At 70.5% G+C, this 23,477-nt stretch carries 19 protein-coding genes; 15 read left to right on the top strand and 4 right to left on the bottom strand.

The features are described from left to right. Positions 1-180: 180 nt before the first annotated feature. The 7 genes from M1203_RS08740 to M1203_RS08710 all read left to right on the top strand — a co-directional run bounded on the left by M1203_RS08740 (position 181) and on the right by M1203_RS08710 (position 8,882). Positions 181-1,407: a cytochrome P450 gene (locus M1203_RS08740; protein ID WP_249948962.1), complete on the top strand. Its 1,227-nt coding sequence runs from the start codon at positions 181-183 to the stop codon at positions 1,405-1,407. 112 nt (positions 1,408-1,519) lie between these two features. Continuing rightward, entirely contained in the window at positions 1,520-2,449 is a 930-nt protein-coding gene (locus M1203_RS08735; protein WP_249948961.1) for an AfsA-related hotdog domain-containing protein, read from the top strand. After that, positions 2,446-3,093 (top strand): isoprenylcysteine carboxylmethyltransferase family protein, encoded by a 648-nt coding sequence (locus tag M1203_RS08730; protein ID WP_249948960.1) that lies wholly within the window; start codon positions 2,446-2,448, stop codon positions 3,091-3,093. Before M1203_RS08735 ends, M1203_RS08730 begins: the two co-directional genes overlap by 4 nt. Further along, positions 3,090-4,103, top strand: coding sequence for an NAD-dependent epimerase/dehydratase family protein (locus tag M1203_RS08725; protein WP_249948959.1), 1,014 nt, complete (start codon positions 3,090-3,092; stop codon positions 4,101-4,103). Before M1203_RS08730 ends, M1203_RS08725 begins: the two co-directional genes overlap by 4 nt. After that, entirely contained in the window at positions 4,100-6,790 is a 2,691-nt protein-coding gene (locus M1203_RS08720) for a PEP/pyruvate-binding domain-containing protein (RefSeq protein ID WP_249948958.1), read from the top strand. The genes M1203_RS08725 and M1203_RS08720 overlap by 4 nt, the downstream gene beginning before the upstream one ends. Then, a complete protein-coding gene (locus M1203_RS08715; protein WP_249948957.1) occupies positions 6,787-7,725 on the top strand; it encodes a hypothetical protein in 939 nt (312 codons plus the stop codon). Before M1203_RS08720 ends, M1203_RS08715 begins: the two co-directional genes overlap by 4 nt. Positions 7,726-7,841: 116 nt before the next feature. After that, the gene (locus tag M1203_RS08710) at positions 7,842-8,882 is read left to right on the top strand and encodes a glycosyltransferase (RefSeq protein WP_249948956.1); all 1,041 of its coding nucleotides are present in this window, start codon (positions 7,842-7,844) and stop codon (positions 8,880-8,882) included. Between the two features lie 84 nt (positions 8,883-8,966). Here M1203_RS08710 and M1203_RS08705 read toward each other — a convergent pair whose 3' ends face one another. After that, positions 8,967-9,425: a VOC family protein gene (locus M1203_RS08705; protein WP_249948955.1), complete on the bottom strand. Its 459-nt coding sequence runs from the start codon at positions 9,423-9,425 to the stop codon at positions 8,967-8,969. Between the two features lie 215 nt (positions 9,426-9,640). Here M1203_RS08705 and M1203_RS08700 point away from each other — a divergent pair, with 215 nt between their 5' ends. Both M1203_RS08700 and M1203_RS08695 read left to right on the top strand, forming a co-directional pair. Further along, positions 9,641-10,927, top strand: coding sequence for a geranylgeranyl reductase family protein (locus M1203_RS08700; protein WP_249948954.1), 1,287 nt, complete (start codon positions 9,641-9,643; stop codon positions 10,925-10,927). 178 nt (positions 10,928-11,105) lie between these two features. Then, a complete protein-coding gene (locus M1203_RS08695; protein ID WP_374402453.1) occupies positions 11,106-13,433 on the top strand; it encodes an FUSC family protein in 2,328 nt (775 codons plus the stop codon). 25 nt (positions 13,434-13,458) lie between these two features. Here M1203_RS08695 and mptB read toward each other — a convergent pair whose 3' ends face one another. Together mptB and M1203_RS08685 are read right to left on the bottom strand one after the other, a co-directional pair. Next, complete coding sequence (gene mptB / locus M1203_RS08690; RefSeq protein WP_249948953.1) at positions 13,459-14,997, bottom strand: polyprenol phosphomannose-dependent alpha 1,6 mannosyltransferase MptB; 1,539 nt, start codon at positions 14,995-14,997, stop codon at positions 13,459-13,461. Between the two features lie 161 nt (positions 14,998-15,158). Further along, positions 15,159-15,533: a hypothetical protein gene (locus M1203_RS08685; RefSeq protein WP_249948952.1), complete on the bottom strand. Its 375-nt coding sequence runs from the start codon at positions 15,531-15,533 to the stop codon at positions 15,159-15,161. A 521-nt stretch (positions 15,534-16,054) separates the two neighbouring features. Here M1203_RS08685 and M1203_RS08680 point away from each other — a divergent pair. Next, positions 16,055-16,897 (top strand): AfsR/SARP family transcriptional regulator, encoded by an 843-nt coding sequence (locus M1203_RS08680; protein WP_249948951.1) that lies wholly within the window; start codon positions 16,055-16,057, stop codon positions 16,895-16,897. Here the strand turns inward: M1203_RS08680 and M1203_RS08675 are convergent. After that, positions 16,881-17,888, bottom strand: a complete 1,008-nt coding sequence (locus M1203_RS08675) for a bifunctional lysylphosphatidylglycerol flippase/synthetase MprF (protein WP_249948950.1) — start codon at positions 17,886-17,888, stop codon at positions 16,881-16,883. The two genes, M1203_RS08680 and M1203_RS08675, sit on opposite strands and share 17 nt — an antisense overlap. A gap of 185 nt (positions 17,889-18,073) precedes the next feature. On the opposite strand from M1203_RS08675, the gene M1203_RS08670 reads away from it, so the two are divergent. The 5 genes from M1203_RS08670 to M1203_RS08650 all read left to right on the top strand — a co-directional run bounded on the left by M1203_RS08670 (position 18,074) and on the right by M1203_RS08650 (position 23,413). Then, positions 18,074-19,783 carry an aldehyde dehydrogenase family protein gene (locus M1203_RS08670; RefSeq protein WP_283958320.1) on the top strand — a complete coding sequence of 570 codons (1,710 nt, stop codon included), beginning with the start codon at positions 18,074-18,076 and terminating at the stop codon, positions 19,781-19,783. A gap of 105 nt (positions 19,784-19,888) precedes the next feature. Continuing rightward, positions 19,889-21,028: an acyl-CoA dehydrogenase family protein gene (locus tag M1203_RS08665; protein ID WP_249948948.1), complete on the top strand. Its 1,140-nt coding sequence runs from the start codon at positions 19,889-19,891 to the stop codon at positions 21,026-21,028. Positions 21,029-21,049: 21 nt separating this feature from the next. After that, complete coding sequence (locus M1203_RS08660; protein WP_249949079.1) at positions 21,050-22,390, top strand: aspartate aminotransferase family protein; 1,341 nt, start codon at positions 21,050-21,052, stop codon at positions 22,388-22,390. Continuing rightward, the gene (locus M1203_RS08655; RefSeq protein ID WP_249948947.1) at positions 22,383-22,898 is read left to right on the top strand and encodes a type II toxin-antitoxin system RatA family toxin; all 516 of its coding nucleotides are present in this window, start codon (positions 22,383-22,385) and stop codon (positions 22,896-22,898) included. The genes M1203_RS08660 and M1203_RS08655 overlap by 8 nt, the downstream gene beginning before the upstream one ends. Continuing rightward, positions 22,898-23,413, top strand: a complete 516-nt coding sequence (locus M1203_RS08650) for a hypothetical protein (protein WP_249948946.1) — start codon at positions 22,898-22,900, stop codon at positions 23,411-23,413. The genes M1203_RS08655 and M1203_RS08650 overlap by 1 nt, the downstream gene beginning before the upstream one ends. Positions 23,414-23,477 lie beyond the last annotated feature (64 nt).

Here is a 23,477-nt window from a genome sequence, read left to right as displayed (position 1 = left end):
GACGGACACATGCGCCGCCCAGGATGAACCCACTCCACAGGCCAGGACCGGGCGCCGGTGTCAATCGGCGGAGGTTCCCTCATGAGCCACACCCATGGGCCATGCCCATGAGCCATGGCCCCGGGCCAAGGGCCGTGGAGCGCACCTGAACTGACGACGTTCCAGGGAAGGACTGCCGCAGTGAACGCGAACACCACGCGAGAAGAGACCGCCCTCGACGAGACCGTGGTCGACCTCGCCGCGTACGGCGCGCGATTCGTCGAGAACCCCTATCCCGTGTACGAGGAGTTGCGCGCGAAAGGACCGGTGCACCGGATCCGCCTGCCCGGCCAGGAGCGGGAGTGGTGGCTGGTCGTCCGCCATGAGGAGGGCCGCCTTCTCCTCGCCGACGCGCGCTTCAGCAAGGACTGGCGCTCCTCGGGGGTCTGGCCGGCCGACGCCCTGCCGATCAACGAGAACATGATCGAGAGCGATCCGCCCAAACACACGCGCCTGCGCGCCCTGGTGACCCGTGAGTTCACCTCGCGACGGATCGAGGCGCTGGCCCCCCGGGTCCATGAACTGACCGCGGATCTCCTCGACTCGATGACCGCGGACCCGGACGGGCGGGCCGATCTCGTCGCCGCACTCTCCTTCCCGCTCTCCATGTCGGTGATCTGCGAGCTGCTCGGCGTACCGGACCTGGACCGGCGGTCGTTCAAGGAGTGGTCCAACGAGATCGTGGCCCCCACCTCTCCCGAGGCGACCGTCGAGGCCGTACAGGCGGTGACCGCCTATCTCACCGGCCTCGTCGGGCACAAGAGGGCCGAACCGGGCGACGACCTGCTGAGCGCCCTTCTGCGTACGACCGACGAGGAAGGCGACAGGCTCAGCCCGGACGAACTCGTCGGCATGGCCTTCCTGCTGCTCGCGGCCGGGCACGAGACCACCGTCGGGCTCATCTCGAACACGGTGCTCGCGCTGTTGCGCCACCCCGACCAGCTCGCGCTGTTGCGGGCCGACCTCTCCCTCGCCGGCAACGCGGTCGAGGAGACGCTGCGCTACGACAGTCCGGTGGAGAACTCGACGTACCGGTTCGCCACCGAGGACATGGACTTCTGCGGCGCCCGTTTCGAGAAGGGCGATCCGGTCCTCGTGTCGCTCGCCTCGGCCGGGCGCGACGGCGAACGCTTCGAGGACGCCGATCGCTTCGACATCACCCGCACCGCGCGCGGACATCTCACCTTCGGCCATGGCATCCACTACTGCCTGGGCGCCCCGCTCGCCCGGCTGGAGGCCCGTGTCGCGGTCCGGGCCCTGCTGGAGCGCTGCCCCGGTCTGCGGCTCGACACCTCGGAACCCCTCGTGTACCTGCCGGGGATGCTCGTCCGCGGTGTGCGCCGGCTGCCGGTGCGCTGGACCGCATGAGCCCCGCCCGCTTCTTCCCGTCTCTGTCCCGAGCGACCCGAGCGCCCCAGGCGCCCCGGGCGCCCCAGGCGCCCCGGGCGCCCCAGGCATCCCGAGCACCCCGGAGCACTCCATGAGTACCCATACGGTGAACCCGGCCCGCGACACGGCCCCCGGCCGGATCAGCAAGATCAGCACGGACGACGGCCACACCTTCTTCTTCGACCACCCCCTCGACCACATACCGGGCATGCTGGTCGTCGACACCGCCCTGCGTCAGGCGGAGGACCTGGCCGCGCGGAGCGGCCGGGGCGCCGCGGAGCCGCTTCGGGTCCGGGCCCTCGACCTGGCGTTCAACGGGCTGTGCGAGCGGGGTTCCGACGCCTTCGTCCATCTCGCGGAGGGTGTGCCCGGTGGGCGCGCGCTCACGGTGGACGTGCGCCAGGACGGCACGAGCGTCTGCTCGGGCTCGCTGCGGCTGGAGCCGGCTGCACGGCGCGAACTCTTCGCGGAGGATCCCCGGCGGGAGGGACGCCCGGCCCGGGCGCCGGCGGAGCTGGTCCACAAGCGGTCCGAGGACAATGTCCTCATCGGGCCGCTCACCCGGACCGGCGAGCACGCTTACACCACCGTCATGCTCGGGCCGCCCGCCCACCGCTGGCCGGATGTGCATCCCGCGACCGTGCTGGTGGAGGCGATCCGGCAGACCGCCACCGCCACCTCGCACACCGCGTGGGACATACCCACGGACTGGCAGTACATCCTGATGGCGATCCGTCTGACCCTCTCCGACACCCGCACCTGGCCCGCCGCTCCCGAACTGGTCTGTCGTATCAGCCCGTTGAAGGGCCGCGCCCGGGGCGGGATCGACATCGACGTCCTGGTGCGCGGGGCACAGGTCGGCCATATGCGCCTGGAGGCGCGCGCCGTCCCGCCGGCCGCCTACCGGCGGATGCGCGAGGCGCGGAACGGCCCCTCCCGAAACGGCCCGTCCCACAACGGCTCGTCCCACAACGGCTCGTCCCGCAACGGTCCGGCGCGCACCGGGGAGGCCGCGCGATGAGGCGGTGGATCACCGAGAAGTTCCCCGCCCTCTTCTTCGTCACCGGATTCCTGGCCGGGGCCGGCGCTCTCGTCCGGGCCGCCTCCGACAGCGCGAGCCCCGCCTTCCCCCTGCCCGCGGTGATGATCGGCGTCTATCTCTGCTGGGTCCTGCTGGAGGCGCGGATCACCTTCCGTACGGCGCGGATGAGGGACACCGAGGACGACCACGGTACGGAGATCCTTTACGGTCTGTCGCGATTCGCGACGGTCCTGGCCGCTCTCTACGGTCCGCTGCCGGACGGGACGCCGCTGCTGGCGGCCGGCCCGCTGCTGCTCCTGCTGGCCGGGATCGCGCTGCGGCTCGTCTCGATCCGTACGCTCGGCGCGTTCTACTCGCACCGGGTACGGAAGGACGCCGACCACCGGGTCGCCACCTCGGGCCCGTACCGGCTGCTCAGACATCCGGCGTACGCGGGGATGCTCCTCGCCCATGTCGGGCTGGTGGGGTACTTCCTCAATCCGCTCAGCGTCGCGCTGTTGCTGCTGCTGTTCGTTCCCGCGGTCGTGCGCAGGATCTCCGTCGAGGAGAAGGTGATGTCGACCGTCGCCGGCTATCGCGACTTCATGGCGGGCCGCAAACGGCTGGTGCCGTTCCTGTGGTGACGGGGGCCCTGGGGACGGGGGCGCGGGGCGCGGACCGGCTGCCGAGGATCGCGCTGACCGGGGCCACCGGGTATGTGGGCGGCGCCTTTCTGCGGCATCTGTCGGGGATGTCGTCGCCCTGGCCGGTCACCGCGCTGGTGCGACGGCCGCCACGGCGCCCGCTCCCGTTCGTCACCTACGTACAGGGCGAGCTCCCGGGGCGGCTGCCCGTCGGTTTCCCGCCGCCGGGCACCGATGTCCTGGTCCATCTCGCCGGCGAGAACCGGAGCCGCGACCGGGAGGTGCTGCATGCCGTGAATGTGGCGGGCACCCGCGCCCTGCTCGGCGCGGCCCCCGACTCGCTGAAGGGCGTGCTGCTCGGCAGCTCCATGTCCGTCTACGGCAGGGGCGCGCAGATCAGGGTGGACGAGACGGCGCCCGTCCGGCCGTCCACGGCGCTGGGCCGCGCCCGGCTGGGCGCCGAGCGCGCGGTCGCCGAGAGCATGCGGCGCGGCGGGGGAACGGCGTATCTGCTGCGGCCCCGGTTCATCACCGGCCGGGACGACCTCGCGTTCCTGCCCGGCATCAGCAGGCTCAGGAAGCTGCCCCTGCGGGTGCGCGCGGACCGGACCCACTTCAGCGTGATCGATGTCGAGGACTACGGCTCGGTGATCGCGCAGCTCGCCCGCCGGGTGATGGAACGTGCCGCACGCGGCACACCCGTGCGTACGGCGGTGAACGTCGGCTACCGCAGGCCCGTGGCCCTCCAGGACCTGTTCGACCTGCTGGCGCCGCCGCCCGGCCCGGCCCCGCTCCGCTGGCTGCCCGCCGCTCCGGCGCGTGCCCTGTGTTCCGTCCTGCCGGGGCACGGGGCGTCCCGGCTCGGCGAACGGCTGGATCTGGTCACCCTCTCGCACTGGGCCGATGTCGGCCTCCTGGAGAGCGAGATCGGAACCGCCCTCACCGCGAAATCACCGGAAACGGTGGTGCGCTCCTACCGGGCGTACGAACCCGAACAGGAAACCTCATGATCGAGACACTTGGCGACGCCATGTCCCCCGACGCCGTCGGCTGGAAGTTCGCCCGGCTGAAGACCCTCCATGACAGGGGTGTCCGGGTCCCCGGGCTGTTCTGCCTCACCGGTGCGGCCTTCCACCGTGCGGTGGCGCCGGTCGCGGACACCATCGACGCGCTGGTGCGGGACACCGACCTGGACGACTGGGAGCGGGTGTGTGCCACCAGCGCCCGGATCCGTGAGGTCATCGCCGGGGCAGGACTGGGTCCGGAGGTGGCGCGGGCCCTCGAAGAGCGGCTGGCCGCCGACTTCCCCGACGGTCCGCTGCTGGCGGTGCGCGCCTCCGTCATCGGCGCCGGGGGCCAGGGCGAGGACTCGGCGCGAAACCCGTTCGCGGGCATGAGTGACAGCTTTCTCTATGTCCCGCCGTCCGGCGTCGGGGAGGCGGTGCTCGCGTGCTGGGCGTCGGCGTTCAGTCCGGAGGGCCTGCTCTACCGGCACCGTCAGCGTCTGCCGTTCTCCGGGCTCTCGGTCGCGGTCGGCGTCCAGCGGATGGTCTTCGGGGAGCGCTCCCTCGTTCTGTTCACCTGCGATCCCACCAGCTACGCGCGCGACACGGTCATCAGCGCGAGCTGGGGCATCGGCGAGGGCGTCGTCCAGGAGAAGGCCCCGGTCGACCACTACTTCGTGCACGCGCGCACCGGGAGTGTCGAGAGCGTCGTGGCCCGCAAGACGACGATGGTCACGCTCGACGCCGAGCGGGGCCATGGCACCGTCGAGACCGCCGTGTCGAGCGAGCGCGTCGACGTCCCCGTTCTGAACGACGAGGAGGCGAGGTCGCTGGCCGCGCTCGGCCGCGACATCGAGAAGGTCTTCGGTGAGCCGCAGGACATCGAGGCGACGATCACCGCGGACGGCCTCGTGCATGTGGTGCAGTCCCGGCCCGTCACCATCGAGGCCGACCGGCACCGCGTCTGGAGCAGCGCGAATGTGTCCGAGAGCTTCCCGGACACGACGACCCCGATGACGTACTCGGTGGCCCGGCGCTTCTACTGGCTGCTCAATTACGACTATCTGCGCCGCAGCGGGGTCCCCGAGAGCGAGCTGCACGATCTGCACGAGACGATGACCCGGCTGCTCGGTTTTCTCGACAACCGCATCTACCACAGCATCAACTCCTTCATCACCATGCTGTCCGCCGTGCCGATGTTCGAGGGCGTCAGGCGCGACTGGGAACGTCTCGTCGCCGAGCTCGACACCTTCTACCACCACGAGTCCGAGAGGCCCACGGGTCTCGGGGCGCGCGGACGCCGGGCGGTCCGGCTGGTCACCGGCTGGGGCCGGGTGGTACGCGGCTACCGCACCCTGCCGCGCGACTTCAAGGACTTCCAGGAGCGGTGGAGCGCGCTGCTGCGGGAGGTGCGGACCGGTACGACCGCGAGCGAGCACCCGCTGAAACTCGTCGCCGACTACCGGCGCACCTGGCGCACCGCCGGTCGGCTGTGGGGCATCACGCTGGTCAATTACCAGTTCATGGTGCTGTTCCACAAAGCCGTCGAGCTGGCCATGGACCGCTGGGGCGTCGATGAGCAGGAGACCCTCTTCAGCCAGCTGCTGTGCGGCGGCCGGCAGCTCAAGGGCGCGGAGATCGCGCTGAGCGCGGTGCGACTTGCCGAACTGGTACGCGCCGACGCCGGACTCCACGATCTGTTCCTCGGCGGGCAGCCGAGGCCGATCTGGGACCGCTTGGAGGCCGGGAAACTCCCCCGGGACTTCACCGAGGAGGTGCGCCGGCACATCGAGCGGTACGGCGACCGCGGCATCGCGGAACTGAAGCTGGAGAAGGCCAACCTCCGCGACACCCCCTGGGAGCTGATCCGGCTCGTCCAGCAGTACGCCGCGAGCGATCTGACCGTCGCGGACATGGAGGAGGTCGAACGGGCCACGCGGCTGGCCGGCGAGGAGCTGCTGCGCGGCAAACTGCCGCGTGCCAGGCTGCGGCGGGCCGTCCTGCTGGGTCTGTTCGACCGGCTGCGCACCACCCTGTACTACCGGGAGGTGGGCCGGTACATGCGCAGCGAGCTGTTCGGCTACAGCAAGCAGGTCATCCGCGCCCTCGGCGTGGAGCTGCACCGCCGCGAGGTGCTCGGCGACCCCGAGGACGTCTTCTTCCTCGACCTCGACGAACTCTTCGGTTTCGTGGACGGGACCGGCTCCACCCGTGATCTGGCGGGGCTGGTCGCGATCAGGCGGCGCGATCTGGCGAAGTCCCGCGCGCTGCGGCCGTCGCGGGAGTTCGCCACCGGCGATGTGGTGGCCCTGTCCGTACCGCGGGAGCTGGAGGTGTCGCCCGCCGATACGGAGCGGGGTCACGCGCTGCGCGGGCTCGGCTCGTGCCCGGGAAAGGTCCGCGGATACGCGCGGGTCCTGTCGAACCCCGGCCTGGACGGGGACTTCCCGGCCGACAGCATCCTCATCGCCCGCGAGACGGACCCGGGCTGGCTGTATCTCATGCTCGCCTCGAAGGGGATCGTCGTCGAACGCGGCAGCCTGCTGTCGCACACCGCCATCACGGGCAGGAAGTTCGGCATACCGACGATCGTGGGTGTGCCGGACGCGACCCGGCGGATCCCCGACGGAAGCCTGATCGAGGTCGACGGGGGCACCGGCAGCGTCGTGATCCTGGACGAGGCCCCGCGATGAATCCGGCGCGCGCGTTCTGGCGGTTCTTCATCGGACGCTTCCCGGCCCCCCGCTATCTGGCGTACGTGGTGCTGTGGCCCGCGGGCATCCTGGGGGCGCTCGCCCCGCTGCGTCCGCCGGGCGCGGCGGTGGGTCCTGGCCTGGCGGAGCAGGTGTGCGGCGCGCTGGCCGTGTTCGTGATCCTGTTCTTCATGCGGGCGGTCGACGAGGTCAAGGACCTGGACTACGACCGGGAGTTCAACCCGGAACGCCCGCTCGTGACCGGCGAGACGGGGGTCGCGGCCGTACGGGTCTATCTGGCGGGGTCGGCGGTGGCCGCCGTGGCGCTGAGCGCGGTCGTGGGTGCGGCGGCGGTCGTGGGTGCGGTGCTGATCATGGCGTACAGCCTGTTCCTGCTTCTGCTGGAGCGGGTCTCCGAGCGCTTCCGCGAGAGCGTCTGGGGAAACATCGTCATCACCATCCAGCTCAAGACCGGACTGGTCTGCTATGTGGCGCTGCTGCCCCGGCCCGGCGACGCCGGGACGCCCGCCCTGCCGACCGCGCTCGTGGTGCTCTCCTTCGTACTGGCCTATCTCCACTGGGAGATCGCGCGCAAGACGGTACGGGCGCGGTTCGCCCTGCCCGGCGAGAAGCTGTACTCGACGGCGCGGGGGGCCGCGTGGAGCCTGGGCGCGGCGGTGGCGCTGATGCTCGCCGCCTGTGCGCTGCGCGTGGCGGTGGTCCTGGGGCCGGACGCCGCGGAGGTGCGGCCCGCCGCGCTGGCCGTCCTGGTGGTGCCGCTCGCGCTCGTGCTCCGCGGCGTCCTCGGCTTCCGTGGGCACGGGGAGGCGCGGCGTACCGCCGGGGGCCCGGCGTTCGCGGCCTATCTGGCCTTTCTCGCGGCGGGCGCGGTACAGCCGGCGCTGATGGGCGGGGCGCCGGCCTGGTTCGGCTGAGGTGGTGCGGGCCCCTGGGCGCCGCTTCCTGGAGACGGTTTCGCACCTTCTGCCTCTTCGGCCCCTTCAGCCCTTTCTCTCTCTTCTCTTCCTTCTCCTGAAATGTGTGGTGAGTCATGAACGGACGTGTGATCTACGCCGACTTCGAGTACCCCATCCCGCTGGGCGGCGCGCGCATCCTGTCGGCGCATGTGAAGCTGCTCGCGGAGGCCGGGGTGGCTGCCTATCGGTGGTCGCCGACGCCGGGGTTCCGGTACGCGTGGTTCGACGACGGCGGTGTACCGACCCTCTCGGGCATGGAGATCGATCTGACGGCCGACGACCTCCTGGTCGTCCCGGAGATCTCGGTCCTGCCGGGCCATGACCCGGCGCCGGGTGCCCGCAAGGTCGTCTTCAACCAGGGGCACTTCCTCACCTTCGTCACCAGCGGCGCCGTCGACCGGTATCCGGGCTTCACCCCCGACCCCGGCATCTGGACGATCTCCCGGGAGAGCGTCGACATCCTCGGCCGCGCGCACCCGTATCTGCCGACGCCCCTGCTGATCCCGAACCCCATCGACGGCGAGCTGTTCCGGCCCGCCGCGCGGCGGGTGGCGAGCATCGCGTGGATGCCGCGCAACCGGCCCGCCGAGTCCCTGCTGCTTGAGCGGCTGCTGCGCAACGATCCGCGCCGCGAGGGTGTCGAGCTGCGGCCGATCCGGGGACTGAGCCACGAACAGGTCGCCGCCGTCCTCGCCGACACGTCGGTCTTCGTCGCGCTCGGCTCACCGGAGGGGGAGGGGTTCGGTCTGCCCGTCGCCGAGGCGCTGGCGAGCGGTTGTCTTGTCGCCGGATATCCGCTGGGCGGCGGTGAGGAGCTCTTCGAGGCGCCCTCGGCCTGGCGCGTACCGGATCTGCGTACGGGCCTGCTGGCCGACCGTGCCCTGGAACTCGTCCGGCGGCCCGAGGACGGGGTACGCGCCGAAGGGCGCCAGTGGCTGCTGGAGCGCTACCACCGGAAGACGACCACGGACGCGCTGCTGGAGGCGGTCGACGCGGCACGGACCCTGCCGGGCGGCCCGGCGCGTGCGACGCATTTCCTGGCCTGGTCGGAGGAGTACCGGCCGTTCTTCGTGTCGCAGGTAGCGGCCATGGAGGCCGCGCACAGGGCGAGTTGACCACATACCGTCGGCCCCCAGGTCCTGTCCGAAGCCCCGCCGGACAGGACCTGAGTCCCCTCCGCCGACCGGCGGCGTGAGCGCTCAGCCGCTGTCGGCGGGCGAGCGGTCGGCGAAGACGCCGTGCAGCATGCCGGTCGCCTGCCCCACCTCCACCAGATAGCCGTCGGGATCGCGCAGATAGCAGCGCAGCTCGGCCTTGCGGTCGATCGGTTCGGTCAGGAATCGCGCGCCCTTGGCGGTGGCCCGCTCGTAGAACGCCGCCAGATCGGCGACCCGCACATTGAGGAACGACGAGACGGGGTCACCGGGCTCGGGCGCGGTGAGGACGACCTCGGGTTTGTCCGGGGTCGGCCCGCCACCGGGGTTCATGATGATCCAGCCGTTGGCGATCTTCACGATGCCCGGGTTCTCCGCGAGCACCACCTCGCCGCCGAGGATGTCCGCGTAGAAGCGGCTGGAGACATGAACGTCCCGAACGGTCAGGAAGTGGGTCAGCACCAGCCCTTGCTCAGGGGCCGGCAGATCCTCTCGCTTCGCCATGGGTGTCGCCCTCGTTTCGGCCCTCGGGGAGTCGGGGCAGTCGTCTCCACCCTGCTGGCACCGCGGTACCCGGGCAACTCGGCGTCCGTTTCGTCCCGCGTCGCCGGGCGCTCCCCGGTCAGAGGCCAGGTTCCGCATCGGCTCCTCCTGACAGATGATGACGTGCAGGGCTGCCCTCTTCGGTGCGGCACCGGTTGTCCAGGAAGGGGTTCCCGATGGACGAAGCCGACGTGATCGTGGTGGGGGCCGGGCCGGCGGGCTCGTCGGCCGCCTACCATCTGGCCACGGCGGGCGTCGATGTCCTGCTGTTGGAGAAGACCCGCTTTCCCCGGGAGAAGGTGTGCGGCGACGGCCTGACCCCTCGCGCGGTGCACCAGCTCGTCCGGATGGGCATCGACATCAAGGCTCCGGGATGGATGCGCTCACGCGGGATGCGATGGGTGGCCGGGGAGCACCGGGTCCATATCGACTGGCCCGCCCTGGGGAGCTATCCGGACTTCGGTCTCTCGCGCAGCCGGCACGACTTCGACGACATCCTGGCCCGTCGCGCGGTCGCCGCGGGTGCCCGGCTGCGCGAGGGCGTGAAGGTGACGAGCCCGGTGACCGATCGCGCCGGCCGGGTCACGGGCGTCACCGCGGCGGCGGGACCGGCGGATACGGCCCGAGCCGACGAGCCCGCGGTCTACCGCGCACCGATCGTCATCGCCGCCGACGGCGCCTCCGCCCGCCTCGCCCTCGCCCTGGGCCTGCAACGCGATCCGAAGCGGCAGATCGCGACGGCCGCCCGCCGTTACTACCGCAGCCCGGATCGCTCCCAGGACGAGTATCTGGAGCTGTGGGCCGATCTTCGCTACCCGGGGACCGATCACTACCTGCCCGGCTACGGCTGGATCTTCCCCATGGGGGACGGCCGGGTCAATGTCGGTCTCGGCGCGCTGCCTCACCGGCGCCACGGAAACGCGGATCTGCGGACCGCGCTGGACCATTGGCTCGCCCGGACCCCGCACGCGTGGGGGCTGCGTGAGGAGAACGCCGAAGGCCCCGTCAGAAGCGCCGCTCTGCCGCTGGGTTTCAACCGTCATCCGCTGTACACGCGCGGGCTGCTGCTGGTCGGTGACTCGGGAGGCATGATCAGCCCCTGGAACGGTGAGGGCATCGCCCAGGCCATGGAAGCCGGCGAGGTCGCCGCCGAGAGGGCGGCGCTCGCCCTGGCCCTTCCCCAGGGGCCCAGGCGTGAGCAGGCACTTCTCAACTACCCCGTGGAGATGAACCGCCGCTGGGGGCGCTACTACCGTCTCGGCAATGCCGCCGCCGATGTCGTCTTCAGCCGGTCGGGCTTCCAGCCGATCCTGAACCGCTACGTCATGGGCTCGCCGTTTCTGCTCAAGACCCTGGCCCGGCTGCTCGCCAACCTCACCGACACCCCCTCGCGGGACGCGATCGACCATCTGCTCAACACCGTCGTCCGCCTCGTCCCGGCACCGGCCGTACGTCGCCGCTGAGAGCGACGGCCGCCCGCGACACCGGTGCCGCGGGTTCCGGCCGACCGCGTCCGGCGTGGCTGGGCGTGCGATGCTGAGGCGCGGACAGGGACGAAGCGGACAAGGACGAAGCGAACAGGTCCTGAGTTCCTGAGTGGCGAGCGGAACCCGTGGCGGGCGAACAGGAGAGTCCGGCAGCGTGAGGGCACGAGCACGGCGAGCCGGGGCCGGCACCTGGGATCGTCTCGCGGCGTCCGACCCGGGGCTGCTGCGGCTGATGGCGGGGCTGCGGACGGTCGCGGCGGTCGCGCTCAGTCTCCTCGTCCTCGCCCTGCTCGGCACCGGCGTCACGTACCTGGTCGCGGGCGCCATGACGGCGATGGTCTCCACCTTCGCGATCAAGGAGAAGCAGGTACGCGGCCAGGCGGTCACGCTCGCGCTCGGCCTGCCGGTCGCGCTCGCCGCGATGTCCCTGGGAGCGCTGCTCAGCGCCCGGATCATCGCGGGTGACGCGCTCTTCGTCGCCCTGATCTTCGCCGCCGCCTACAGCCGTAGATTCGGCGAGCGCGGGACCGCCCTGGGCCTGATCGGCTTTCAGATGTACTTCGTCGCCCTGTTCGTGGGCGCCGAACCGGCCGATCTGCCCGTGCTGTGGAAGACCTTGGCCATCGCTTCCGTGTGCAGCGCGATCGTACGGTTCGCCGTCGTACCGGAAACGCCCCAGCGTGTACTGAAGCGGTTGCGCGACGCCTTCCGGGCGCGGCTGGCCCAGGTCGTGACCAGTCAGATCGAACTGCTGGACGCCGCCCCCGAGCAGTTGGACAAGGTCGTCGACGATCTGCGGCGGCGCACCGCCCGATTGCACGAGGCGGCTCTGATGATCCAGGGCCGGCTGGAGGAGGGCACGCGCGACGCCGCCACGGCGGCGCTGCTGCAACGAAGGGTCGCGGACGCCGAGATCGCGGCGGAGCGGCTGGGCGTACTGCTGCTGAACGCCCGCGGCGCCGAGCGCGCGGACACCCTCACCCTGCATCTGCCGAACGCGCCCGTGCCGGCCACGGAGAACCTGGTGAGGTCCCCCGACGGCGACGCGATCGGGACACTGCGCCGGGACCTGAACGCGCTGCACCTGCTGGTGGCCAGGTCGGGATCCGACGACCGCGGTACGGCGTTGGCGCACGTACGCAACCGGCTGCTCGGCTACCGCGACGAGGAGCGACTGCCTCGTGCCTCGGACGCCGTCCAGGACGTTTTCCGCGGGATCGGTGAGATGGCCCGCGCCGTGCTGGGCCTGCGGCTCGCGCTGGACGGGCCGCAGGACGAGTCCGGCGACTCACCGGCGACGACGCGTTCACGCGAGGAGTTCGACGCCGAGGATGTCTCGCTCGCCCATCCGGAAAAGCCCGAGAAACCCGAAGCGTCGGAGAGGCGTGAGGAACCCGAGGAGTCCGGGCAGCCCGAGGGGAAGGTCCGCACCGGCCTCCGGCGCCCCACCACCCGGGCCGCGTTCCAGGTTTCCGTGGGGTCGGTCCTGGCCATCGTCGGCGGTGAGTTCCTTTCGTCGCAGCGCTGGTACTGGGCGGTGCTGACCTGCTGGGTGGTCTTCCTCAACACGGCGTCCACGGGCGAGATCCTGGTCAAGGGCTACCGGAGGCTGCTCGGTACGGTCCTCGGGGTGGTCGCCGGTGTTCTGCTGGCGGGGCTGGTCGGCGATCACACCTGGCTCGCGTTCACGCTCGTCCTCGTCTTCATCTTCGCCATGTTCTTCACCGCGCCGCTGTCGTACGCGCTCATGTCCTTCTTCGTCACGGCGATGCTGGGACTGCTCTACACGCTGCTGAACAAGTACAGCTTCGCCGTGCTGGTCCTGCGCATCGAGGAGACCGCGCTCGGCGCCGCCTGCGGCATCATCGCGGCCGTACTGGTGCTGCCGGTGCACACCGACCGGCGCACCGACGAACTGCTGGGCACGGTCCTGGACCGGCTGGGCGAGGTCGTGTCGGCGGCGGTGGCACAGCTCAGCGGCGGCCCCGCGGCCGATCTGCTGACCATGGCGCGGGATCTGGACACCGCGCTGGACGATCTGCGCGACTCCACCGAGCCGTTGACGCACCCGATCTCGCCGCTGCGCGTCCGGCGCCGGACCGTCCGCTATCTGGTGGCACTGCTGGAGACCTGCGCCTACCACGCGCGTTCCCTGGCGGCGACCGCCGAGTTGGTACCGCACAGCAGAAGGGTCACGGCCGACCCGCGGCTGGGGCGGGCGGGCCGGCGCATCGCCCACAACATCGACGTGCTCGCCGCGCACGTCAAGGACGCGAAGGCCGAGGGCGCGGGCGAGGTCGAGTCCGGCGCGAGCATCGCCTCCATGCTCAGGACCGACGCCTCGGGCGCGCCGCCCTCGGACACGGTGACCGCCCGCGTACTGCGCCATCTGCAACGCCTCGACGAGGGTGTGGTGGGTCTCGCGCGCCCCCTTGGTGCCCGGGTCGCCGGCCGCGCGGAGCGCAAGGCCACGCGCGACTGACGCTCGGCGGCGACGGCCGGGTGTCCTACGTGCGGTGCGTGGCGACAGCCGGCTCGTGAGCGGGTGCCGGGGCCTCGCCCGGCGCGTTCCGTTCGCGGCGGACGAGCAGGGTGCCGATCACACACGCGATGCCCGCCAGGACGAATCCGTACCACGGGGTGGCCCCGGAGGGATGGGTCTCGTACACGAGCGCGGCCGACAGCACGGTCAGCACCGTGCCCGTGCGGCCGTACGGCGCGGTGGCGGCGATCACCGTCATGCCCCAGAGCAGATACCACGGCTGCACCATCGGAGAGAGCGCGACCAGTGCCAGCAGGGCCAGCCCCAGGGCGTGGGCCGGATGCGGAGGAGCAGCGGGTCGCGCGGCAGGGTCCGGCCCCGGGGTACGGGCAAAGTCCGCTGACCGGGCGGGAACCGGGCCATCAGCCTGGTCCGGGCGGCCACGTACAGTCCGCCAGGCCAGGCGGGCGATCAGTACGAGCGCCACCCCCAGCCCCAGGTTCCGCACGGCGGCCTTGACCGGGTCCGGGTCGGTACCCACGAGGAGGTGGAGGAGTTCACCGAGGCCGAGACCGAGATCGCTGGTGGCCGACAGCGCGGTATGAATGGTGCCCGCGACGCTCTGGGTCCGGAGCCAGCCGAAGCCGGTGCCGCCGAGCAGCGACGCCACGAGAGCGACCGCCACCGCGACCAGGCCGGGCGCCAGCCCCTTCGCCACCCGCCGTACGAGGGGGCCGGTCGCCGCCCGGCCCACGTACACGCCGATGAACAGCAGCGCCATCCCCGCGGGGGACTTGACCATCATGGCGAGTCCTATGAGCGCGCCCCCCGCGATCCATCCGCCGCGCATGGCGAGCACCACGCCTGCCAGCATGAGACCGATCATCAGCCCGTCGTTGTGCATGCCGCCGACCACATGCATGAGCAGCAGCGGATTGAGCGCCCCGAGCCACAGCGCGCCGCTCTCGCTCGTGCCGCGCTCCCGCGCGAGCCGGCGCAGAGCCCACACGATCAGCACCAGCGCGGCCACGGCGATGAGGCGCATCCCCAGCACGGCGGGGACGATGGTCCCGCCCGTCGCCCAGGTCACGCCGCGCGCGAGGATCAGGAAGAACGGACCGTACGGCGCGGGGGCCTCGGTCCAGTTCCCTCCGACGCTCGCGGCGGCGTCGCCGCCGAGTCCCGCGGGGTCGAGAATGGACGGCCCCGCGCTGTAGACGTCGTGTCCTTCGAGGACCATCGCGCCCTGGGCGATGTAGCTGTACACGTCGGCGCTGTAGAGCGGCGGCGTCAGCGCGAGCGGGGTCGCCCACCAGACAAGGGTGACGAGCGTATGGCGTGGGGAGGCGCCGGTTCTGCCGTACCGCCACCAGGCGACGACCAGCAGCGTCAGGCCGACGTAGGCCAGGACGGCGCCGGTCACGGTCACCGCCGAACCATGGGGCACCCAGAGCCCCCACGGATCACGGGCCGGCAGCGTACCGGCGGCCCAGCCGCCGGCCGCGACCGCGACGGAGCCTGCCGCGCCCAGCCGCCGGTATCCACCGGCGTTCAATGCCCACATGACCAGCCAACCTACCGAACCGGTCCGTGGGCCATGTGCCGGGGAGACCGTCCGCGACCGACCGGCTGTGCCCGCTTTCCCGTTGACCGCTACGACCTCTACGGCCTCTGCGGCCTCTACGGCAGCGCCTGCGGATATGTCCGGCCCGGTGGCGCCCGGGGCTACACCGCCACGGGTTCCCGCTCCGGTGTGCCCTCGGCCTTGGCCTCCGACTTGGCCCTCGCGGGGCTCGCCGCCGGGGCGGCCTCCACGGTCTCCCCGGCCGCGTCGGTTTCGTCCGCACCGTTCGCGCCGCCTTCCACGAGGCTGAGGAAACCGCGGATCGCCTCGACCGACAGTCCGAGTTCCTCGGAGGCGCCCCGCTCGCTCCCGAAGACCTCGACCGCTTCGGCCACGGCCTCGGCCAGCTCCGATTCGGCCTTCCGCAGCTTCGCCTCGGCCTTGTCGATGGTGTCGACGACCGCCAACTGGCGCCGCTGCTTCTCCTGGAGCCGCTGCTTGCGGGACAGGCTCTTCTCGGGGGTTCCCAAAGTCATGACCAAGATCATAAACCAGCCGTCACCCCCGCCGGAAACCCCCAACTCGCTTTCGACGAACGGGTGTTCCAGGGGCCGCGCCCTTCCCTCTCCGTTGCCCCGGGGGCCCCGACCGGAAAACGACGGCCTCCTGATACCACTCGACTCGGCATGTGTATGGCAAAGATCCGAACAAAGTCGCCTCACCAACACCGGCCGTTTCAGGCGACTCAGGGCCACCTCGGCACGAAGCCCGCTGGAGCAGTGCCAGTTCGGAGGTGCCCGCCCCAAGCGGACCGTCAGGTTCGGCCATCGACGACGCCCGGCCGACCTTTCGGTATCTTTCCATCGTCGCGAGAGAACGCTTTATTGCCCCGTGGCGCACACTCGTCGCGCGCTGGCGTGATACCTGGCATGGAACGACGAGAACGAGCCAAGTTTCATGTCTGACGCATCTGACGTGTCGTGCCGCACCCTCTTACCTACGAGTAAGGCGTCACTATCGCTAGGTACGTAGGTTTGGCCCCGGGGGGAGGCGTTCCATGCGCCCGCTCCCCCGGTCGCATGAGAAAGGCAACGGGCGACAATTGCAGATCAATCTTCTGGGACCGCTGGAAGTAATCGATGACGGGGTTCAGGTCCGGATACCGGGAGAGAAGTTACGCTCAATACTGGCAGCCCTCTCGTTATCGGTGGGCCGCTCCGTCTCACGCAGTGAACTCATCGACGAGTTGTGGGGCGAAGAGCCACCGAACAGCGCCGAGAATTCACTGCACGGCCATATCGCCCGGTTGCGCCGGGTACTGGTCGCACACGGTGGGAAGGCGGCTCTGCGCAATGTCATCCAGACATCGCCGACCGGATACGTCCTCGAATTGACCGAGGAGAACGTCGACGCCTCCCGGCTCCTCCATCTGGTCTCCCGCGCCGACGCGGCATGCGCACGCGATCCCCAGGAGGCCGTCGATCTGCTGACCGAGGCGGTTTCCCTATGGCGCGGCCCGGCGCTGATCGACGCCGGGCACGGAATGATCTGTCAAGTGGCCTACACCCAGTTGGAAGAGGTCAGACTGGGAGCATACGAAAGGCTTTTCGACATCCGGCTCCGACTGGACCACCCCCGGGCCGTCATCCCCGGGCTGGAACAATTGCACGCCAAGTACCCGCTCCACGAGCGCTTCTGTGAGCAGCTCATCACGGCGCTGTATCTGTCAGGACGGCAGGCCGACGCCCTCAACACGTACCATCGCACCCGCGAGTACCTGTCGCAGCATCTGGGACTTCAGCCAGGACACGGACTGAGAGACAGGTTCCAGGACATCCTCCGGCAGTCCTCCCATCTGTCCATATCAGGGGCCGGGGAAGAGGTCATACCGATTTCGTGACCCGCAGGATCTGCCAGATGGCACCCAGCCTCGCCCGCCCGTGGAACGCCAGATACTCGGGAAGCACCAGTTGGGGGCCCCACTTCTCCTTGTAGGCGAGCTGGCTGGCCGCGGGATAGACCTTGTCACCGTGGTCGGCCAGCAGCCGCATGATCTTGCGCGTGGCCCCGCTCGCCTCCGCCGGATCGTGCTCCGCGGACAGTCCGGTGAACGGCGTGAAGCCGAAGTGCAGCCATTCCGCGCCCTCCTGACGGAACGTCTCCAGCGCGGTGAGGTTGATCGCCTCCATCACACCGGGAGGCGCGTCCGGGAGCCGGCGGCTCAGATCGTGCAACCACCCGGGACGCGAGCCGTACGCGGGCGAGTACGAGATATACGCGATGGGCACCCCGTCGAGCCGGCCGAGCATCAACCGGCGCGCGTGCTGCACGGGCCCGCCCAACTCGCCGACGAGGAACTCGATCTCCTTGACATGACGACCCTTGCTCCGCAGCCAGGCGCCGTCGATACCGGCGATTTCCGCCGCGCACTCCTCGTGGGAGACCTCCGTCACCTCCAGCCCACTGCGCCGCGCCCGGGAGATTTTGTTGCGGAGTTTCATGAAGCGCGTTCCGCGCAGGGCGAAGTCGGGCAGGTGCACCGAGTACGACGAGCCCACCTGATTGACCGTGAAACCGCATCGGACGTAGAGCTCGACGTCCGACGTGAGGACCTGTACGGCGACGACCTTGCGGCGCCGCCGGCGCGCGTGCGCGAGGAAGGCCCGCAGCAGCTCCTCCCGTTGTTCCGGCGGGGCGTGGACGCCTCCGAACTGGATCAGATACGAGCCCGCCTCGCGATAGGCGACGACTCCGTCCGTCGCCGGATCGGTGAAGTACGCGTTACCGGAGTTCAACGCGAGGAAGGCGCTGGGGTTGTCGCCGTCCTTGCGGAGCCTTTCCAGGACTTCGAGTACTTCTTCGTCGGATACCTCTCCGCTGCGCGTGGTCATCTCACTCCCGTTGCCTGAGGCGTCGAGTTACCGGGCCGGGTGCCCGTGGACATGCTCCTCACACTCTCTTCCATTTCCCTGAAACGGCCGTCTCAGCGCCGTCTCAGCGCCGTCTCCGTGGATTTTCAGGGCGCTCTGTGAGGGTGATAGCCGCCACTTGGAACTGCGAACATTCCCATCCACCGATGGGAAGTGGAGAGCGGAGGGGCTGCGTGAGCAGCGATATCGCGACGCCTTCGGCGTCAGGAAAAGAAGATTCCGGAGCACCTCTTCCGGAAATCCCCACCTACCTTTCCCTCATCGACGGAAAGGCCGTTCCGAGCGGGACCTGGGTATACGTGGTCGACTCGGACGCCCTGCTCGACGACGCCTTTTCCACGCTCACCATGAAGCGAAAGCTGGAGAGCGGCCGCATCTCCGCCGAGAATCTGCCGGCCACCATCGTCGGCCGGGTGGCGAGGGCGGACCGCCAGACCACGGATCTGGCGCTCGAAGCGGCGGCCGCGGCCGCCGCGCCCTGGGCGGCGTTCCCCCCGGAGACCCGGATCGAACAGTTCGGCACCCTGCTGTACCGCAGGCTGGCCGAGCAGGCCGAGCGGATCACCGAGGTCCTCGTCCAGGAGGGACACCCGCTGGCGCTGGCCCGCTGGCAGGTGTCAGGGGCGCTTGAGGTCTTCGGGCCCGAGTCGCTGGGCTTCTACCGGAGCCAGATGCTCCAGGAGTACCGGCACGGCGAGCGGACGATCTCGGTGCGCCGCCGCCCCGACGGTGTCGTCTGCCTCAATCCCCCGCAGAACGCCCCGCTCTCCAGCGCGCTGCTCGGCGTGACCGCGATCATGGCCGGCAACTCCCTCGTCGTACGAGCGCCGCGCAGCGCCCCGCTGGGCGTCATGTACGTACTGCAGGAGGTGGTGGCGCCGGTGCTGGCGGAGCTGGGTGCTCCCCCGGGCACCCTCGGCGTGGTGTGCGGGGACCCGGCTCCGATGCTGGACGCCTGGCTGGAGAGCCCGCTCGTCGACGACATCATGTACTTCGGCAGCAGCGAGAACGGGATGCGCTTCCAGGAGCGCTGCATCGCGGCGGGCAAGAAGCCGATCCTCGAACTGGCCGGCAACGACGTGGTGCTGGTGTGGAAGGACGCCGACCTGGACCTGGCGGCCGAGGCCATCACGGAGAGCTTCTACGGCTCGGGCCAGCTCTGCATGATCCCCAACCAAGTGGTGGTCCACCCGGACGCCCGCGACGAACTGGTCGCCCTGCTGGCCGAGAAAGCCGCGCGGATCCGGCCCGGCCGCTCGTCGGAGGAGGGCGTCCTGCTCACTCCGGTGCTGCGCAACGAGAAGTTCTTCTCGTGTCTGCGCGACGCACTCGACCGGGGCGCGGAGCTGGTCTGCGGCGGGCACGCGATCCAGGAGGACGGGACCCGCGACACGGCCGGGATCTTCCTCGAACCCACGGTGGTGCTGGTGCGAGGGCTTGAGGAGGCCCGGGAGGTCCAGGCGGTCCGCGAGGAGACGTTCTTCCCGCTGCTGCCGGTGATCGTGGCCGAGCCCGCCCCCGACGATGTCCTGCTGGACCGGTTCATCGACTTCGTCAACAGCAACGCCTACGGGCTGCGGAACTCGGCGTGGGCACGGGACCCCGAGGTGGTCGACCGGATCGTGACCCGGATCACCCAGGGCGGGCTGCTCAAGGTGAACGACTCCCACATCGGGTTCCTGCCCTATCTGCCGACCCACGGCGGGACGGGGCTCACCGGGGGCGTGTTCGGCGAGGCCAACTACCCGATCCTGCGCACCTCCCATATCCAGGGCGTGAGCGTCGCCGCCGGCGCGCGTCCCTCCGAAGCGGTGTTCGGCGCCTGGAAGGCCCTCCAGGCCGCCGCCAACAGCTGACCGCACCGCGAAACCACCGCGCCGCGCCACCACACCGGAACGCCATCACACCCGAACGACAGAACGCCAGAACGTCAGAACGAACGACAGAACAGAGGGGGATCCATGCGCTCGTTGGAAGCCGCACGCGAGACGTGCGAAGCGTTCCTGCCCGGCCTGCTCGATCAGCTCTCCGGCACCCCGCTGGAGGAGCTGGAAGCACCGAAGAACCCCGCGCTCGACCAGTTCCGCGCGGCCGGCGGCCCGGGTCTGGTCATCCCCAAGACCTATGGCGGGGCGGGCGCCGATCCGCTCCAGGCACTCGCCGTGGTCCGGGCCCTGGCCTCCCGGGCGCCGTCCCTGGCGATCGCCACCACGATGCACCACTTCTCGGTCGCGACCCTGTTCACCCTGGCCGACTCCATCCAGAGCAGCGGCATGGAATGGGCGCTGCTCGAAGGGATCGCGGAACAGCGGCTGCTGGTCGCCTCGGGCTTCGCGGAGGGCCGGCCCGGCCGGGGCATCCTCTCGCCGATGATGTCGGCGTCGAAGGCGGACGGCGGCTATGTGATCAACGGCTCCAAGAAGCCGTGCAGTCTGTCGCACTCGATGGACCTGCTCACCGCCAGCGTGGCGCTGCCGACCGACAGCGATGAGTCGCGGATGGCCGTGCTGCTGATTCCCCGGGAGACCGAGGGGGTCAGTGTCCATCCCTTCTGGGGAAGCCGGACGCTCGCGGGCGCGGAGAGCGACGAGGTGCGGCTCACGGACGTCCTGGTCGACGAGCAGCTGCTGATGCGCACCGATCCGCGGGGCGACGCCGGGAATCTGGACGATCTCCAGACCGTCGGCCTGATCTGGTTCGAACTGCTCATCTCCGCCTGCTATCTCGGCATCGTCAGCGGACTGGTCGAGCGGGTCGTCGACGGGGGCCGGGGCAGCGACTCCGACCGCGCCCGGGTGCTCACACGACTGGAGACGGCCGCCCTGCTGCTGGAGGGCACCGCCCGGATGATCAGGGACGGCGAGACCGGCAACGCGGCGCTGGCCCGCACGCTCGTCGCCCGCTACGCCGCCCAGGACGCGCTGGGGGACGCGCTGAACCAGGCCGTCGAACTGCTCGGCGGCACGGCCTTCATGTCCTCCTCCGACGTGGCCTACCTGGCCGGCGCCGCCCATGGTCTGTCGTTCCACCCGCCGTCGCGGTCGAGCTTCACCGGTCCGTACCTCGACCACGTCGCGGGCCACCCGCTGCGCCTGACCTGATGAGGGAGATCCATGACATCCATGACATCGGCGTCCACTCGGCCACCGGGCGTGCCCCCGGCCGCGCAGCCGGACACCCCCGCCACCGCGCCCGCCCTGGGGCGTGAGGAGCTGGGCAGGCTGTACCGGGCCCGGCTCAGCAAGGGCCGGGCGACCCTCGGCGAGCTGTTCGGCGGGCACATCGAGGTGGCCTCGGAAGGTGCCTGGGTCACCACCTCGACGGGCGAACGCTTCCTGAACTGCGGTGGATACGGCGTCTTCCTGATGGGCGCCCGGCATCCCACCGTCATCCGGCATGTCGCCGAGCAGCTGGCCACGCACCCCGTGGCCACGCGGCTCTTCCTCGAACCGCAGGTCGCGCTGGCCGCCGACGCCCTGGTGTCGGTGGCGCCGCGAGGACTTGAGCGGGTGCACTTCGCCGGTTCGGGGGCGGAGGCGGCCGAGACGGCCATCAAGCTGGCCCGTACCCGGGGCCACCACCGGCTGATCGCCATGGAGAACGGCTATCACGGCAAGACCATGGGCGCGCTCAGCCTCACCGGCAAGAGCGTCTTCCAGGACCCGTTCCGGCCGCTGCTGCCGGAGACCAGCCATGTGCCGTACGGCGACGCCGCCGCACTCGAATCCCTGCTGGCGACGGTCCCCGGCGAGGCGTGTGTGTTCGTCGAGCCGGTGCAGGGCGAGGCCGGGGTGGTGCTGCCGCCCGCGGGCTATCTGCGCGCGGTGCGGGAATTGTGCGACCGGTACGGGGCCTTCCTCGTCCTGGACGAGATCCAGACCGGTCTGGGGCGGCTGGGCTCCTGGTGGGGCGCCGACCGGGAGGACATCGCCCCCGATGTGCTGCTCGTCGGCAAGGGGCTCAGCGGGGGCGTCGTACCGGTGTCGGCCGTCGTCGCCACCCGTGAGGCGTTCAGGGCCTTCGACCGGGACCCGTATCTGCACACCTCCACGTTCTCCGGGGCACCGCTGGCGATGGCCGCCGTACGCGGGGCGCTTGCGGCGATGCACGAGGACGATCTCGTGACCCGCTCCCGCGAGCTCGGCGCCGAGATCCTCCCGGAGCTGGCACGTATCGTCCGCTCGCACTACGGCGACGCCGTGCGTGAGGTGCGGGGCCAGGGGCTGCTGCTGGGAATCGAGTTCGCCGCTCCCGGCCCCGCGGGCGATCTGCTGATCGAGCTGATCATGAACGGCGTCATCGCCAACCACTCCCTCAACTCCCATCTGGTCCTGCGCTTCACCCCGCCGGCGGTCCTGACCAGAAGCGACCTGGACTTCTTCTACGAGGCGGTCGACCGCGCGTGCCGCGCGCAGGGCGCCCGGTACGCACCCACAGCGGAAGGTGACAAGATCCATGCGTAGCGTGCAGGTGAAGGTCCGCGTTCATGGCGTCGCCGCGGAGGCGGCTTTCGACCAGGTCAGCGCGTTCAGCCGGTACTCCGAGTTCACCGAGGTCATCCGCTCGGTGACATCCCGTCGGGAGTCCGGTACGGAGGAAGTCAGCGACTGGGAGGTCTACTTCCGTAACGGCATCCTGTGCTGGACCGAGGCGGACCGGTTCGACCGGGACGCCCTGACCATCGCCTTCGAGCAGACCGACGGTGACTTCGCGGAGTTCGCCGGTGTCTGGCGGCTCGTCGCGGACGGCGACGACTGCGTGGTCGACTTCAGCGCCGAGTTCGACTTCGGTATCCCCAGCCTCGCGGGGATTCTCGACCCGGTCGCGGAGCGGGTCTTCAAGGAGACCATCGCCCGCGTCGTCATCAGCCTCTTCGCGGGCAACGCCTCGGTGGTCGGCGACGAGGCGGTCGCCCGCGCCGTCGCCGAGGTGACGGCCGCGCCGGTCGCCGCCGCGTCGGGATCCCACTGATGGACGGCAAGAACCTCTTCGAGACGCGGACCACCTACCGGCTGATCCGGCTGGAGTACGGGCTCGGCCTGGTGATCGCCGCGGCCTTCTTCTTCACCCATCTCGACGAGGTCAGATGGCTCCCCGCGATCGGGCTGTTCGCGTATATCGACCTCATCGGCTACATACCGGGGGCGATCGCCTACCACCGCAGCGCGACCAAGCGGATTCACCGGGCGTACTACGTGCTCTACAACGTCATGCACAGTCTGGTCACGCAGACGCTGGTGGTGCTCGCGTGGATCTGGCTGTGGGGCCCCGAATGGGCGCTGCTGGTCATCCCCATCCATCTGTTCGGCGACCGCGCGCTGTTCGGCAATTTCCTCAAGCCCTTCGCGCTGGACTTCGAACCGGTGGCCCATCCCGCCTACGCCCGCTTCACCGACCAGTTCGACGCCGCGGCGGCGGCGCGCCCCGGACCGGCCGGCGGTGCCGCCGGTGTGGCCACCGCCTCCCGGCAGCCGCAGGGCGGTTGACGCGCCCGTCGGCGCCGGACGCCGGCCCACCCACGAACGCTCACGCTCCGGAAGGGAACCCCTC

Origin of the sequence: Streptomyces sp. 35G-GA-8 (assembly GCF_023534745.1) — a bacterium.
Lineage (GTDB): Bacteria > Actinomycetota > Actinomycetes > Streptomycetales > Streptomycetaceae > Streptomyces.
Note: the sequence above shows the minus strand (reverse complement) of the source record. Positions and strands in the feature narration are given on the sequence as shown.

What these genes read in the sequence shown, in the direction of transcription:
- M1203_RS08710 (WP_249948956.1), top strand. Translation starts at nt 7,842, where the DNA reads ATGAACGGACGTGTGATCTACGCCGACTTCGAGTACCCCATCCCGCTG.
- M1203_RS08680 (WP_249948951.1), top strand. Translation starts at nt 16,055, where the DNA reads ATGCGCCCGCTCCCCCGGTCGCATGAGAAAGGCAACGGGCGACAATTG.
- M1203_RS08685 (WP_249948952.1), bottom strand. Translation starts at nt 15,533, where the DNA reads ATGACTTTGGGAACCCCCGAGAAGAGCCTGTCCCGCAAGCAGCGGCTC.
- M1203_RS08665 (WP_249948948.1), top strand. Translation starts at nt 19,889, where the DNA reads ATGCGCTCGTTGGAAGCCGCACGCGAGACGTGCGAAGCGTTCCTGCCC.
- M1203_RS08655 (WP_249948947.1), top strand. Translation starts at nt 22,383, where the DNA reads ATGCGTAGCGTGCAGGTGAAGGTCCGCGTTCATGGCGTCGCCGCGGAG.
- M1203_RS08670 (WP_283958320.1), top strand. Translation starts at nt 18,074, where the DNA reads ATGGGAAGTGGAGAGCGGAGGGGCTGCGTGAGCAGCGATATCGCGACG.
- M1203_RS08650 (WP_249948946.1), top strand. Translation starts at nt 22,898, where the DNA reads ATGGACGGCAAGAACCTCTTCGAGACGCGGACCACCTACCGGCTGATC.
- M1203_RS08720 (WP_249948958.1), top strand. Translation starts at nt 4,100, where the DNA reads ATGATCGAGACACTTGGCGACGCCATGTCCCCCGACGCCGTCGGCTGG.
- M1203_RS08705 (WP_249948955.1), bottom strand. Translation starts at nt 9,425, where the DNA reads ATGGCGAAGCGAGAGGATCTGCCGGCCCCTGAGCAAGGGCTGGTGCTG.
- mptB (WP_249948953.1), bottom strand. Translation starts at nt 14,997, where the DNA reads ATGTGGGCATTGAACGCCGGTGGATACCGGCGGCTGGGCGCGGCAGGC.
- M1203_RS08715 (WP_249948957.1), top strand. Translation starts at nt 6,787, where the DNA reads ATGAATCCGGCGCGCGCGTTCTGGCGGTTCTTCATCGGACGCTTCCCG.
- M1203_RS08730 (WP_249948960.1), top strand. Translation starts at nt 2,446, where the DNA reads ATGAGGCGGTGGATCACCGAGAAGTTCCCCGCCCTCTTCTTCGTCACC.
- M1203_RS08675 (WP_249948950.1), bottom strand. Translation starts at nt 17,888, where the DNA reads ATGACCACGCGCAGCGGAGAGGTATCCGACGAAGAAGTACTCGAAGTC.
- M1203_RS08660 (WP_249949079.1), top strand. Translation starts at nt 21,050, where the DNA reads ATGACATCGGCGTCCACTCGGCCACCGGGCGTGCCCCCGGCCGCGCAG.
- M1203_RS08700 (WP_249948954.1), top strand. Translation starts at nt 9,641, where the DNA reads ATGGACGAAGCCGACGTGATCGTGGTGGGGGCCGGGCCGGCGGGCTCG.
- M1203_RS08735 (WP_249948961.1), top strand. Translation starts at nt 1,520, where the DNA reads ATGAGTACCCATACGGTGAACCCGGCCCGCGACACGGCCCCCGGCCGG.